The organism is Microcoleus sp. Pol8_D6 (assembly GCF_036700965.1).
Lineage (GTDB): Bacteria > Cyanobacteriota > Cyanobacteriia > Cyanobacteriales > Microcoleaceae > Microcoleus.
Window position 1 is genome coordinate 37679 of sequence record NZ_JAUBPW010000027.1, and the last position, 15063, is coordinate 52741.

Consider the following 15063-nt stretch of genomic DNA (forward strand, 5'->3'; position numbering starts at 1 on the left):
ACTACGAATTAAAAACAGTCCAGATTATTGGTAAATGACGATTTCAGATGCAGAGGAGGATCTACAGTAGCCCACAACACATTAATCTTAACCAGAACTATGCAACTGAAGGCCCCTAAACTGCTCGGCTGAAGTTTGATACGCTGCTCTCCCGTTAAAGACCACATCTGTCTTTGGTATGAAAATCTACTGTTTTTAAAGTTGCGTTAAGTTTTTATAAGAGCGAGGTACTTTACCCAATGTGCAGCGGAAGCTCCTAATCTAAAAAGTAAAGTCACCTACAAACAACCACCGAATACTATCCGAGGAGAGAGGAGAAATGCTTGAATCTTACCGCCGTACCGCTGCCGAACGGGCCCATGAGGGAATTCCACCGCTGCCGCTAGACGCCCAGCAAACGTCGGAACTGTGTGAACTGCTGAAAAATCCGCCGGCTGGAGAAGAAGAGACCTTAATAGAATTATTGCGCGATCGCGTCCCGCCCGGAGTAGACAGCGCCGCCTACGTCAAAGCTGGGTTTTTAACTGGCATTGCTAAAGGCGAAATCCACAGCCCCCTAATTGCTCCCAAATGGGCAGTTTACCTGCTGGGGACAATGATGGGCGGTTACAACGTCCAATCTTTAATCGATTTGCTCAACCCCACTGCCGAAATCGCCATTCCCGCCACCGCCGCCCGGGCACTGAGCAAAACGTTGTTAGTATTCGACGCTTTCCACGACGTTATAGCTTTGTCTGATACCAATCCCTACGCCAAGCAGGTAGTCGATTCTTGGGCGGATGCCGAGTGGTTTACAGGCCGTCCTGTATTGCCAGAAGCGATTACCGTTACAGTCTTCAAAGTTCCTGGAGAAACCAATACTGACGACTTGTCGCCTGCACCTCATGCTACCACGCGACCGGACATTCCCCTACACGCTTTGGCGATGCTCGAAAGTAAGATGCCAGGAGCTTTGCAAACCATTGCTGACTTGAAGCAAAAAGGTCATCCCGTAGCCTATGTTGGTGATGTTGTCGGTACCGGTTCTTCACGGAAATCAGCTATTAATTCCGTGCTCTGGCATATTGGCAATGATATTCCGTTTGTGCCGAACAAACGCAGTGGCGGTTATATTTTAGGAGGTGCGATCGCCCCGATCTTCTTCAATACCGCTGAAGATTCCGGTGCATTGCCGATCGAATGTGATGTCTCCCAAATGGAAACAGGAATGGTAATTACCATCCATCCCTACAAAGGCGAAATCACCAACGAAGCCGGAGAAATTATCTCCACATTCACCCTCAAACCCGACACAATTCTAGACGAAGTTCGCGCAGGTGGCCGCATTCCGCTATTAATTGGACGAACTTTAACCGACAAAACTCGCGCAGCTTTAGGACTAGAACCTAGCACTATTTTTACCCGTCCCACAATCCCAGTAGATACGGGCAAAGGCTTCACTTTAGCCCAAAAAATGGTAGGCAAAGCTTGCGGTTTATCCGGCGTTCGTCCCGGTACATCTTGCGAACCAGTCATGACAACAGTTGGCTCGCAAGATACGACCGGGCCGATGACTCGGGACGAATTGAAAGAACTTGCTTGTTTGGGATTTAGCGCCGATTTGGTAATTCAAAGTTTCTGCCACACCGCCGCTTATCCAAAACCAGTTGATGTCAAAACTCACCATGAATTGCCCGATTTCATGGCAGAGCGCGCCGGCATAGCTTTGCGGCCGGGAGACGGCATTATTCACTCTTGGCTGAACCGAATGTTATTGCCAGATACAGTGGGAACTGGCGGCGATTCTCACACTCGTTTTCCCTTGGGAATTTCCTTTCCTGCGGGTTCGGGATTGGTGGCATTTGCTGCTGCTTTGGGCGTGATGCCTTTGGATATGCCGGAATCAGTTTTAGTGCGGTTTAAAGGCGAATTGCAGCCCGGAGTAACGCTGCGGGATGTTGTGAATGCAATTCCCTATGTAGCAATTCAAAAAGGTTTGCTAACCGTCGCGAAACAGAATAAAAAGAACGTCTTTTCTGGGCGGATTATGGAGATTGAAGGTTTGCCCGATTTGAAGGTCGAGCAGGCTTTTGAATTGACCGATGCGTCGGCAGAGCGTTCTTGCGCTGGATGCACGATTAAATTGAGCGTAGAGACTGTTTCCGAGTACATTCGCTCCAATGTCGCGCTGCTCAAAAACATGGTGGCGCGGGGCTATCAAGATGCGCGGACGATGATGCGCCGGGTGGCTAAAATGGAGGAATGGCTGGCAAATCCGGTGCTGATGGAGGCGGATGCTGATGCGGAATACGTTGAAATCATCGAAATAGATTTAAACGACATTACAGAACCCATTGTGGCTGCTCCCAATGACCCGGATAATGTTAAGTTGTTGAGTGAGGTTGCGGGCGATCGCGTTGACGAAGTATTTGTCGGTTCTTGCATGACAAATATCGGTCACTACCGCGCCACAGCGAAGGTGTTGGAAGGTGCAGGAGAAGTGAAAACTCGCCTGTGGATTTGTCCCCCAACTCGCATGGACGAACAGCAACTCAAAGAAGAAGGTTATTACAGCATTTTTGGGGCCGCTGGAGCGCGCACAGAAATGCCCGGTTGCAGTCTTTGTATGGGCAATCAAGCGCGGGTTAAAGATGCGACAACGGTTTTTTCAACTTCTACTCGTAACTTTAACAACCGCATGGGCAAAGATGCACAAGTTTATCTCGGTTCAGCAGAATTGGCGGCCGTTTGTTCGCTGTTAGGTCGCATTCCTACAGTCCAAGAATACAATGACATTGTGTCGAAGAGAATCGATCCTTTTGCGGGTGATTTGTATCGCTATTTGAATTTCGATCAAATTGCTGGTTTTGAGGATGAAGGCAGAGTCATTGCTTTGGAAGATATGCCTCGAATTGAGGATCTTTTGGGGATTCCCGATGGTGTATTGAGCAAGTAAAAAGTGTGGCGGGCAATTGCCCGCCCTTTGTTTATAATAGGAGTAAACGAGAGAAAGGAAAAAAGTAATTATGTCAGAACAAGTTTTAAGCAGCGAAAGCCAAGGGACAGTAAAGTCCGCGCCCAAAACTCCTATGGTTGAAGACAAAGAAAGCGATCGCTCCTTAAGCCAGCCGATAGCGGAATTTCTCCGCGTAATTCAGCAAACTCCCAGAGAATATTGGCCAAACTTACTTCAGATGATGCGCTTATTTCTGGAAACGGTGACAGTAAAGCCCGTATAGTCCGAGCCTCCCCAGACATCTGAGAAAATAGACATTACTAAACTGTCGCTGGAGGAACGGATACAAAGAAATAAAGGTGCAATTGAATTAATCAATTCATGGATTGAGGAGGGAGATGAACAAGAACAAACAGAAACCGCTGAATATCTCCGTAAAGCTTTAGATGAAGACCGCCTTTCTAATCAGCCATTATTCCCATGAGTAGAGTAATAATTCTCGACTCTGGCCCATTAGGAATGGTAACAAACCCTAAAGCATCCTCTACTGAAATTCAAGAGTGCAAAGTTTGGCTAAACTCTTTAATGCGGAGGGGCGAAATAATAATTCTGCCTGGAATTGCTGACTACGAAGTGCGACGGGAGTTTATCCGCGCAGGTAAATTAGCAGGTATTCAACAGCTTGATGAATTGAAATTACAACTTACATACCGTCTTTTGACTACAGAAGTAATGCTTTTAGCCGCTTAGTTATGGGCGCAAGCGAGAATGAGAGGAAGACCAACCGCAGAAGCCAATGCATTTGACGGTGATGTGATTTTGGCGGCGCAAGCAATATCGGAGGCAAGTGAAGGAAATCAGGTGGTAATTGCTACAACAAATGTGGGGCATTTGTCGCAATTTGTTGATGCTCGCGAGTGGCGGCTAATTGAGTAATGTTTAAATCGATCGCACTGAGCCAATCCCTGCTATACTTTGAACTACAGATATTTTTACAGACACCGTTGGCGAGATAAACAGGATGGTGGAAACAGTGGAGACAAGCGAAAAAATTGACGATCGCACACAAACCCGCTACTGGGGTCAAGTTACAGTCATAGACGCGGGCGATCGTTATAAGATCAATCGCATTGAAGTCAAGCCGGGGCATCACATCAGCACCCAAATGCACTATCACCGCAGCGAGCACTGGGTTGTCGTCTCCGGTACCGCTAAAGTTATCTGCGACGACAAAGAGACGATTCTCATGCAGAAACAGTCAACCTACGTTCCCATGAATACTGCTCACCGCGTAGAAAATCCAGGCGTTATTCCCCTGGTGATGATTGAAATCCAAAATGGTGAATACCTCGGCGATGATGACATTATCCGCTTCGCCCAAGATGCTCACGAGGCAGATTGATCCTAGATCCAAATTTGAAGCAATCGCTGACGCCTGGGAAAAGCTTCGCACACCGAACAATGACCTACGCTACGCAGCTACCAGAAAAAAGATAAATCCTACAATTGAAAATTTAGGGGCAATTTCATAATTGCCCCTACCTTATTATATTAACTTTGTTAAGCACCAGAATTTGATATAGCAATTGGCGATCGTCCTACGGCAAAGAAGCGTTTTTCAAATCTACATTTGCCATATTGGCATTCTTTAAATTAGCACCTGTCAAGTCCGAACCGTTCAAATTTGCACCGTTCAAATTTGCATTGGTCAAATTTGCATCCCGCAAGTTGACTCCCTGTACGTCTATTCCCGCCAAACTGCCACCTCTGAGGCTGACATTAGCTAAATTCGCTACAGACTGGCGAGCATTTTTCAGGTTGGCACCCGCCAAATTGGCGCTTTCTAAATTAGCGCCGATTAAATTAGCGCTGGTGAGGTTGGTATTTTTCAAAGTGGCAATCACTAAACCCGCCAGACTCAGATTAGCGCGGCTCAAATCAGCACCCTCCAAATTAGCCCCGTGCATTTTAGCCCCAATTAAACTCGCACCTTGCAATTTCGCTTGTGTCAGATTTGCTTCGTTCAGCTTGGCTTCGTCCAAATTTGCACCGTTCAAATTTGCACCTCTGAGATTCGCACCGCTCAAATCTGCTCCGCTCAGATCCCTACCAGCAAGCTGCGCTCCTGTCAAGTCACATTGGCTACATTTTTTAGTTTCTAATAATTGTTTGACTTGTGATACGTTTTCGGCCTTTACTCCAGAGGCACAACCCATCACAATTAGCAGCCCTGTTGTTAAAATTCTAAGTTTCATATACCCACCCTCAGCAATATCTCTCTTTTAATAATATCCCACATCATTAAAGAGGTTAGGGTGATCAGTCTCTTTGATAAACTGTGACAATCATCACCCTATTGTGCACAAACTATGCAATAATTATTGACGTTTCAACTCCTAGAAATTCTTGTAAAGAATTATTGCTTTTTCAGGAACCAAAAAGGAAAAGATTGCGTCGGTTCGAGACGGACGCCGGTAATGCTGTTCTGAGCAAAAGTATAGTCCTTATCTTGCCAAAGAGGGATGAAAGGTACATCTTGACCCAGTATGTCTTGAATTTCGCCAAATAGGGCTTTGCGGGTTTCAGGGTTTGTTTCTTTGCGCTCCTTGTCGATCAGTTGATTTACCCGATCGCTATAATAAAACGAACCCTGACTTTGACTTTGACCCTTGGAACAGCCCCCCGCCTCGGAACCTGTCGCACAATCTAAAAACGGGTGGATGTAATTGTCAGCGTCAAAAAAGTCGGCGGACCAATCCACTAAAACCGCAGGATAAATTCCCTTCTCTATGTTTTGAAACAAAGTCGGAGATTCCACGCTGTTAATTTCTACTTTCATTATCCCGTCCATTTTGAGTTTAGCTTGCGCCTCCATCATGCTCACCACTAAAGCTCGTTTTGTGGAAGCCGAAGCATACCAAATTGGCAGAACGAAAGGATTGGTAGCCGAGTATCCCGCTTTCGTTAAAAGTTCCTTAGCCTTTGTAGTGTTGGCATCACCGTAGAGTTCTTTAAAAACTGGTTTTTGAACGTCGAAGTTTGTGGGAATCAGACTGTAAAGCGGTTGTGCTTGTCCCCGCAGTACGCGCTCGTTAATCACCGGGCGATCCATCACTGCTGCGATAGCCTGTCTGACTTCTAACTTGTCCAGCGGTTTAGACTTGGTATTCAGCGTTATGTAATTAACCGTACTGCTTTCCCCCGCGATTTCCTGCCATTTCCCTTTTTTTGCTCCCTCGTCCAAGCTTTGAACTTGGTCTGCATCCAGAGACAAATAAGCCACATCAACGGCACCAGTCTGAAAAGTATTGAACAAATTTGACGAACTAGAAAGCAGCAAAATGTCAATTCCTTGATTAACCGGCTTTTCCCCCCAATACTTTTCAAACACGTCAAACTTGAGAGAATCGCTGCCGTACTTGGCCAGCTTGTAACGTCCAGTTCCCACGAACGTATCGGGTTTAAATTTACCCTGTCCAATCTCGTATGCTTTCGGAGAAACAGCACACATACCGGAAAATGTCAACAGGGAAGGAAAAGCAGAAAAAGGCTTTTTGAGTTGAAAAGTTAATTCGTATTCGCCCGTGGCTTTTACCGATTCTACTGCATCACTCAACAACATAGCCGGACTGCCACCATTTTTGATAAACCGCTGCAAGGAAAATTCCATTGCTGCGGCGTTAAACGGTGTGTCGTCGTGAAAAATAACTCCTTGACGCAAGGGGATTGTATATGTCAATCCGTCTTGGCTAACTTTTGGCATTGCTGTCGCTAAGTGGGGGATTAACTCAGTAGTTCCCGACTTGTAAGTGTAGAGAGTGTCGCCCAAATTTCGCAGCAATTGTCCTGATAAGGTTTCGTAACCGTCCGCAGGGTCGATCGTCCGCAATTTCAAGGTTGTGCCAATAGTAACGCGGTTATTAGCATTTTCGCCGCTCGCAGTCACCGATCGACGTGATCCCTGTCCGCAACTTGCAGTTAACAAGCAGCACAGACAGAACAGAGCTATAGCTTTAATCACTGAAGGTTTTATAAATATTTTAGGCTGCAGCTTGTTGATTCTCATCGTCTTTTTTTGACACTCCAAATTACTGATTATATTATCAGGACTTACGCACTCTTAGACTAGAAACCGGATTTATTGATAGATTCTCCTTTAATGCAAATATCGCTGCCTAACCAGAGCAACTTAAAAGCTTGGTGATGTTCGATCGGCTTGAACTCGATCGCATCAATCCTTAGAGCTTGCTGGGCGATGACTGTTATTGCTAAGAAGCGCGGCGATCGTCTTAATTAATTTATCCGGTTCGATCGGCTTTGCCAGATGTCGGTGAAATCCAGCTTGCAAAGCTTGCTGTTGATTAAACTCACCCGCATAGGCAGTCAGGGCGATCGCGGGAATCTGCCCACCCCGTTCTGGCGGCAGAGCTCGCACTTGCCGCAACAGCATATAGCCATCCATCCCCGGCATACCAATGTCACTCAACAGGACATCTGGCTGGAAATTAGTCAACGCTGTGACGGCTTCTTGAGGCACAGCAACAGTCAGTACCTCTGCACCTGCATCTTCTAGCAAAAAGGAAATCAACTCTCGCATATCCGGCTCATCATCTACCACAAGTATCCGCATCCCGGATAAAGGTTCATCCGCAGTCGATCGTTCCGAAAGTCTTGCAAGAGAGTTTTCTTGTCTTACCTTCCCTGATAGAGGCAGTCTGACGGTAAAGGTGGCCCCTAACCCTTCACCCTGGCTCTGGGCCCCAACGGTACCGCCGTGAAGTTCCACTAGATGCCGCACGATCGCCAGTCCCAATCCCAAGCCACCAAAGTTGCGGGTTGTAGCGCCATCTTTTTGCCGGAAGTAGTCAAACACGTAGGGTAAAAACTCCCGTGCGATGCCAATCCCTGTATCAGCCACAGTAATTTGAGCGTGATTGCCAACACGAGTCAAATTCACCTCAACGCGCCCCCCGGCTGAGGTGAATTTGACCGCATTGGAAACAAGATTCCAGACAATTTGCTGCAAACGGCCCGAATCCCCCAAAATTTGTCCAATCTGAGGATCTAACGCAGTCCGAATATCAATGGATTTAGCAACAGCAGCCAAATTAACAGTTTCGATCGCCGATTCCACAGTTAAAGCTAAATCGACTGGACGAATATTAAGACTGAGTTTGCCTTGGAGAATTTTCGAGACATCAAGTAAATCTTCAATCAATTCAGTTTGCAGCTTGGCATTGCGTTCGATCGTCGCTAACGCCTGTGCAGTTTTGGCCGCATCCAGCTTGCCAGTTTGAAGCAGCTTTGTCCACCCCAGGATGGGATTGAGCGGCGATCGCAATTCATGGGATAGTACCGCTAAAAACTCATCCTTGATCCGATTTGCCTGTCTTAGCTGTTCCGCTTGCTGCTGGAGTGAATCGTTCAGATTTGCCCGTTCCAGAGCGATCGCGATTTGGTCACAGGTCGATCGCAGCAGATCGATTTCAGCAGGCGTAAAGTCCGTCCGAGTCAAACTGCCAAATGAGAGCGTTCCTAATAACCGCCCTTGAGCGATTAACGGTTGACCCGCGTAAGCCGTGAGGCCCATTTCACAGACGGCTTTAGCATTCGGATGAGTGGAAAGTTGGGCTTGATTAAAGACAACTTGCTGCTGCGTTTGGGCAACCAGTCCACAGAGATATTCCCCTAATTCGATCCATGCCATTGCCTGCGCTGTTTCTTCAGAGATGCCATCGTAGTTTCTCAAATGCAGCATCGGGTGGTTGTCTTTTTCTTCCACCATGAAGTTGTAGTAACAGTGCAGATCGAGTTGCACTGCAAGTTTGCGGAATAGCGCGTGCATCAACGCCAGAGGCTGTTCTGTATTCAATAGATCGCGGGTAGTTTCATACAGCAATTGCAGTCGCTCACTTGCTTCCCGTTGTGCGGTCTTGTCCTGCATGATTTTGACAAATCCCTGCAAAGAATTCGCTTCATTAAGCAGGGGCATCATCAATCCACTCGCCCAAAAGTGATTCCCATCTTTGCGAACGTGCCAGCGTTCGTCTTCGGCCCGTCCTTGCAGTAGAGCCGTTTGCCTCTGGTACTCGGCTTGTCCTTGTTCGTTATCTGCAGGTGTGAAAATCATCCGACTGGAGCAACCAATTGCTTCTGTCTCGGTATAGCCCAACAGCCGTTCTGCCCCTGAGTTCCAACTGGCAATGATGCCGTTAAGGTCGAGGGTGAAGATGGCATAATCTTTGGCGCTTTCAAAGATCAGACGGAGGCGGGATTCACTCTCGCGCAACGCTTCCTCAGCTTGTTTGTGGTCTTCAATATCAACACAGGAGCCGATGTAGCCCAAGAACTCACCTTCCAATCCGTAACGAGGAACAGCTTCATCCATCACCCAACGGTATATGCCATCAAAGCGTTTCAAACGATATTCCATCTTGAACGGTTGACGGGCATCAAAGCTCGTCACATAGGTGTCTAAACACCGATCGAGGTCGTCGGGGTGGACTCCTTGTGCCCAACCATTGCCCCTTTCTTGCTCGATCGTCCGTCCGGTAAAGTTGAGCCACGGGAGGTTGAAGTAATAACAGAGTTTATCGGTGCCCGACATCCAAATCAGCACAGGGGCGGCATCTGCCATCAGCCGGAACCTTGCCTCACTCTCCCGTAGTGTGGCTTCGGCTTGTTTGCGATCGGTGATATTGTTGACCAGTGCTACAAACCCTTCAACTTTTCCCTGGCTATTGAAGCGGGGAACATAGGTCGCATTGATATACCGGGTTCCACCATCTTTGTAGGGAATTTGGCTTTCAAAGGTTACTTCCTGTCCTGCCAAGACTTGCTCAACATAAGGACGAATCCCTTCATAGCCAGTTTCGCCTAAAACCTCTTGAAGGTGCTTGCCATAGATTTGCGCTGCCGGATGTCCAAACCATTCTTCATATGCTCGATTGTTGAAGCGGTAGCGTTGGTCTGAGTCTACAAAAGAGATCAAGGCAGGCACGGCATTGGTGACTAAACGAAGTTCTGCTTCTCGTTGTTGCAATACCTCCTCGGCCAGTTGTTGATCGGTGACATTTCGGAAATAAATGGTAATCCCGTTCGCGGCAGGGTAGGTGCGAACGTCATACCACCGATCATGATCGGGATAAAACGCCGTGACTGACAAAGCCACGCGCTCGTTTGCCACGCCCCGATAAACCCGCTCAAACTCACTGCCATTGAGTCCGGGGAATTCTTCCCACACATTCTTGCCAATCAGATCGCCTGCAGTGCGGTCTAGCAGAATTTCCGCTGACCGATTCACGTAAGTGAAACGCCAATTCTCATCAAGGGAAAAGAATCCATCATCAATGCTCTCCAGAATGTTCCGACTGTGCTCTTCGCTTTGACGCAACGCTTCTTCGGCTTGTTTACGATCACTGATGTCGATTAATACGCCGCGCGTCGAAATTATGATGCCCTCAGCGTTATAGGCGCAATCGCCCTTTGCCAAAATCCAACGAACGGTGCCATCTGCCCACAGCGTCCGATACTCAATTTCAGTATGCGGTTGGTTCGCTTTTAGCTCACTGAGGGCGGTGTGAAGCAATGGGCGATCGTCGTGATGCACGGCTTCTAAAAACACCTGTATCGACATTGCTGTATTGACGGGTAAACCAAACATCGCTTTGGCTATGTCCGTCAAACTCAGCGTGTCTGTTTCCATATCCCAATACCACAAACCCAAATTGCCGCCTTCGGAAGCCAATCGGAGTTGTTCTTGGCTCTCACGCAACGCCTGGAATGATCGATCGCGCTCGAAGACGATGCTGGCAACTTGGGTGCCGAACTCCGCGAGTTTATGTTCCCAATCAGTCGGCATCCGCGCCTCGCTAAAGCACAGCATCAGCGACCCCATAGGTAGATTGTCGTGCCTGAACACGGGCTGAGAATGACAGGCTAGAATCCCATGAGCCACGCATAAATTTCGCCATGCTTGCGACCAGCGATCGTCCTTGACAATGTCGGCGCAGGTTACTGGCTGACCGCTATACAATGCTTCGCCGCAGGTTCCAATGCACAAATCGTTAATCGGAGCATCTTGAAGTCCTTCAGCAAAAGATGGTGGAAAGTCTGGAGTAATGGATCTGTTAAAAGTTAACCGCTGAGCATCCGCTAGCAGGAAGCCCGCGCGGGTACCCGGATTCAGCCTGGATACTGAGTCACACACTGCTGCCAGACAGTCGTCGAGTGGCTGTCCGAAGGCGATCGACTCCAGCAGTCGTTTCTGCTCGATGAGGAGGAGTTCTGCCTGTTTGCGATCGGTAATGTCAGCAAGCAAAACGGTCAGTCCCCGGGGCGAAGGGTAAATGCGATGGTCATGCCAACCTTTCCAAGGTGAGTACAGATAATCAAACTGGAGTGGCGTTTGTTCGCGCATTGCCCGATGAAACTGCACATAAGCATCGGTGTCAACGGCTGCCGGAAATAACTCCCAAACGTTCTGACCCAGAATCTCTGACCGGGGCATTCCAATCATTTCACAGTAGCGATCGTTGGCATAGGTGTAGCGCCAATCGCGATCAAGGATGTAAAACCCATCGTTGATGCTAGAAAGTACCGTTTCTAGCTGTTCTTTTGCCTCAATCGCCGCAGTTTGTGCTACTTGGCCCCGAACCTGGGCTTTTTGTTCTAGGAACCTTGCCTCCTGTAAATTTTGCAAGGCTGCTTTCGCATTTTTTAGAGCATTGCGCCACGATAAACTGAGTGAAGCGCTCAATGCTGCGGCGATCGAAAACATACCGATCCGAACAATTGTCTCTACATTAGCGATCTGTAAGGAATAGAATGGCTCAATAAAAAAATAGTTGATTGCCAGCGTCGATAAAATTGTTGCCAGAAGCCCAGCCCCGAAACTGCCATACCAAGAACTCACCATCACCGCGATGAGAAACAGGGGCATCGTGGTTGGGTAGAGCCACGGTAAAAGCGATCGGGTTAGCCCCAGTGCCAGAACCACGGAGAGAATCGCCACACCATAGGGAAGTAGTCGAATATCTCTGAAAATGCTGTTGATTCCCTCTACACTCACCCTTTTTACTCCTTATCCGAAAAATATCTTGCTCGCTGTGCCTTAGTGCATTCGCCGTTGCATCTGGCGAATTACCTAACTCATCCAGCAAGATGTAAATTTGCTTGAGTGGCAAGCGAGAAGTCGTAGCGTGTCCCTTTTTCCAACGATTAATCGTGGAAAAGGTCATCCCTAATTCATCCGCCAACTTTTTCTGAGACAGGTTCAGCGCTGGCCGCCGTTCTCGCACCAAATTACCGATCGCTGGCTGTTCCGCCCTCAGCCGTTCTATTTTGAGAAGCCTCAGAAGTAACAGCTATAAAGCTGTTTATATTTTACACCTTTGACAGATTCCAGAGGTCAGTCATCACTCTCAAGATATATATCAATCCTTACAGGAGTCGTAAATTTTTCACCCACCCCAACTCTCCCCGAACCTGCAGGGAGAAAGTAAGAAATTCACAAGTGATGCGAGGATTGCTATATGGAGTCAATCTCAAATCTCAAATAGACTAGCTTGCTTTAAATTCCTTTGAGGAGCGATCGCCAATCCCGACAGCGTTTCAGGTAAATGCGAGCTACATGATCGCTGGGATTTGTTCGCAAACACTCTTCAAATAATTTTCCCGCTTCTCGGAACTCTTTGCGATCGCACAGTAACATAGCTTCATTATATACGGACAAATTTGCTAGCTTTGCCGACAAAATTTCCGGCGGATCTGCATCAAATACCTCATAGACTACGACATATTGAGATTTTCCTTTTACCTGTACTTTATCCACAATTCTAATAGCATAATCTGTGGGATTTCGCAACCGTTCCAAAGTCTGCTGAGAAATTAACAGAGGTACGCCGTAATCTTTGGTCAATCCTTCAATGCGAGATGCTAAATTAACAGCATCGCTAATCACAGTGCTGTCCATTCGGCTTGTACCCCCGACTGTCCCCAGCATCAAAGAACCAGAATTAATGCCAATTCCAATTTGAATCGGGATGTAGCCGACGCCTTGACGGTATTCGTTATAATTTTTCAGGATATTTAGCATTGCAATACCCGCTTTCACTGCATCATCTGCAAAGTCACTAAACAAAGCCATAATTGCATCGCCGATGTATTTGTCAATAAACCCGTTATTGCTAGTAATCGCAGGCTCCATCCGCGAAAGGTAAGCATTGATAAAATTAAAATTTTCTTGGGGATTCATAGTTTCCGAAAGCGTCGTGAAATCGCGAATATCCGAAAAGAGCACCGACATTTCCTGTTGCACTTGATCCCCTAAATGGACATCTATAATACTTTCATATCCCAACAAATTTAGAAATTGGTGAGGCACAAATCGCCCATAGGCATCAGTTAAGTCTGATTCTGCATCCAGGGATTTTTCCAAGTTTTGATTCAGGTCAAATAGTTTCTTAATAAATAAATGGCGATCCGCTTCAGCTTCTTTGCGTTCCGTGACATCTTGAAAAACTGCGATCGCAAAAGCAACTTTGCCACTCTCGTCAAAAATTGGCGTTCCCCAAATCTCCAGGGGAACTTTCTTGTGGGATTGATGAATCTCCAGATTTTCAGCCGTCGCATTTTCGCCCCTCAAAGCTCGAACGATCGGCAAATTCTCGAAAGGGTAAATAGTCTCAGTTCCCGCAATATAAATTTGATAACTTTCTGACAAATCCTCAACTGAATTTAAGGGCAAAACTCCTTGGCCGAGTAACTGCTCTCCGGCGTGATTTACGTAGTAAGGTCTGCCTTGAGAATCCAGCACGAGCACACCTATGGGAATCGCTTCGAGAAATTGAGCCAGCTTGATTTCGCCTTCGCGCACCGCCTCGAATGCGCGAGATCGCAACTCTGTTTCAACCGTATCGGAATGTTGAGCAGTAGTTTCCAGCAAGATTTCCAGATCCGCTTTTTCCTCCTTCAAGTCTTCCACTTGCTGGCGCAATCTTTCTATCTCTAAAAGTAGCTGTTCTCTAGATGGTTGTTCTTCCAGCATAACTCGAGAATTTGCGCCTTGACTAACAAAAAATTGCTCAACATCTCGCACCCTAAAAGTAATCGTATTTCTAGAGAAATTCCAACTGTAAACCAGGCATCAGGCGCTGGAAATTTCTCAAAGATTTACCGTGCCAACCTATGCTTTGAGAGCCTTGTACCGCCATTTGCACCTTGGCTGTTTTGCGTACATGGATAATAAACTTCGATAGCATATTGATGCCAGAACTGTTCAAAAATTCTAACTGCTCAAAATTCAGGGTAATTTTTGTCGGTTCCACGTCGGCAACCTGAGTCAGCAACTGCGCTATCGGCGCGTACTCTGCAGGCCCGCTTAGCCTTAGAGAGCCAATAAAACTCACGGTTGCCGTTGCTGGATCGTAACAGATCTGGTAATCTTCTGTATAAATTTCCATAGCCACAAAAAAAAGTCCCTTCGATATTATCGATCGCTAGTGTTGCTTATACTGTTAATTGCACCATAGTTGTCACCGCAATTACTTCCGGGTCTTTGTGCACGGTCTGGAATTTCCAGCCAAGCTTGGCGGTATAATCGGTGAGCATGGTCAACAAACCCAATCCAGAATTGGTACAGTTGTCGTCAGCAGCATTTTTTTCTAACCGCTGAATGTAAAGTTCGCTTGGCTCGGAGGTCAGCAACTGGTGAATATAAGCCTGAAACTTGTCCACCGCTTGGGGAGAGATGCTGTTAGCAACTGAGAAAATCACTCCGTCGCTCTCTAATTGCAGTTTAATAGCGATCGGGTACTCCGAGGTTTCATCATTAAACTTCATGGCATTTTCCAATAACTCGTTGGCAATGTAGCTAACAGCGCTTTTTATTTCAGCTTGTCTTTCTATTGTCGAGGGTTCATCTTGGTTGCCCGGAAAAAAAGTCGTCAGGTAGTCAGCCAGAAAATCCGCCGACAAACCGTTGTTCCGCCACCGCTGCTTGAGAGGAACCGAACTTGGAGAAAATCCAATTATTAAGTATTCTTGGCTAGCGGTCTGCTCGATGAAATCTCCGAAAATCTGAGTCATATCGATGTGAGAGCTAAAGTTTGAGATGAGGGGGATCGCTG

The 15063-nt window shown here is 47.1% G+C and carries 11 protein-coding genes and 1 pseudogene; 5 read left to right on the forward strand and 7 right to left on the reverse strand.

All coding sequences use genetic code 11. From position 1 onward, the window contains the following. The first annotated feature begins 319 nt into the window (after nucleotides 1–319). The 5 genes from acnB to QUA10_RS13170 all read left to right on the forward strand — a co-directional run bounded on the left by acnB (nucleotide 320) and on the right by QUA10_RS13170 (nucleotide 4337). A complete protein-coding gene (gene acnB / locus QUA10_RS13150; RefSeq protein ID WP_333083052.1) occupies nucleotides 320–2935 on the forward strand; it encodes a bifunctional aconitate hydratase 2/2-methylisocitrate dehydratase in 2616 nt (871 codons plus the stop codon). A gap of 70 nt (nucleotides 2936–3005) precedes the next feature. After that, on the forward strand, nucleotides 3006–3218 hold the full coding sequence (locus tag QUA10_RS13155; RefSeq protein WP_333083053.1) for a hypothetical protein: 213 nt from the start codon (nucleotides 3006–3008) through the stop codon (nucleotides 3216–3218). Nucleotides 3219–3415: 197 nt separating this feature from the next. Further along, nucleotides 3416–3685: a hypothetical protein gene (locus QUA10_RS13160; protein WP_333083054.1), complete on the forward strand. Its 270-nt coding sequence runs from the start codon at nucleotides 3416–3418 to the stop codon at nucleotides 3683–3685. A gap of 18 nt (nucleotides 3686–3703) precedes the next feature. After that, nucleotides 3704–3871, forward strand: coding sequence for a hypothetical protein (locus tag QUA10_RS13165; RefSeq protein WP_333083055.1), 168 nt, complete (start codon nucleotides 3704–3706; stop codon nucleotides 3869–3871). An 85-nt stretch (nucleotides 3872–3956) separates the two neighbouring features. Then, nucleotides 3957–4337, forward strand: a complete 381-nt coding sequence (locus tag QUA10_RS13170) for a cupin domain-containing protein (protein WP_445242800.1) — start codon at nucleotides 3957–3959, stop codon at nucleotides 4335–4337. A gap of 196 nt (nucleotides 4338–4533) precedes the next feature. Here the strand turns inward: QUA10_RS13170 and QUA10_RS13175 are convergent, their stop codons facing one another. The 7 genes and pseudogenes from QUA10_RS13175 to QUA10_RS13205 all read right to left on the reverse strand — a co-directional run bounded on the left by QUA10_RS13175 (nucleotide 4534) and on the right by QUA10_RS13205 (nucleotide 15022). Next, the gene (locus QUA10_RS13175; protein WP_333083056.1) at nucleotides 4534–5190 is read right to left on the reverse strand and encodes a pentapeptide repeat-containing protein; all 657 of its coding nucleotides are present in this window, start codon (nucleotides 5188–5190) and stop codon (nucleotides 4534–4536) included. 161 nt (nucleotides 5191–5351) lie between these two features. Further along, on the reverse strand, nucleotides 5352–7001 hold the full coding sequence (locus QUA10_RS13180; protein WP_333083057.1) for an ABC transporter substrate-binding protein: 1650 nt from the start codon (nucleotides 6999–7001) through the stop codon (nucleotides 5352–5354). Between the two features lie 165 nt (nucleotides 7002–7166). Further along, nucleotides 7167–12005, reverse strand: a complete 4839-nt coding sequence (locus QUA10_RS13185) for a PAS domain S-box protein (RefSeq protein ID WP_333083058.1) — start codon at nucleotides 12003–12005, stop codon at nucleotides 7167–7169. A gap of 76 nt (nucleotides 12006–12081) precedes the next feature. Beyond that, nucleotides 12082–12234, reverse strand: a pseudogene (locus tag QUA10_RS13190) (helix-turn-helix domain-containing protein); the annotation flags it as partial. Between the two features lie 272 nt (nucleotides 12235–12506). Continuing rightward, entirely contained in the window at nucleotides 12507–13982 is a 1476-nt protein-coding gene (locus QUA10_RS13195) for an adenylate/guanylate cyclase domain-containing protein (protein ID WP_333083059.1), read from the reverse strand. A gap of 70 nt (nucleotides 13983–14052) precedes the next feature. Then, a complete protein-coding gene (locus tag QUA10_RS13200) occupies nucleotides 14053–14397 on the reverse strand; it encodes a slr1659 superfamily regulator (RefSeq protein WP_333083060.1) in 345 nt (114 codons plus the stop codon). A gap of 46 nt (nucleotides 14398–14443) precedes the next feature. Next, a complete protein-coding gene (locus QUA10_RS13205; protein WP_333083061.1) occupies nucleotides 14444–15022 on the reverse strand; it encodes a DUF6272 family protein in 579 nt (192 codons plus the stop codon). Nucleotides 15023–15063: the final 41 nt, after the last annotated feature.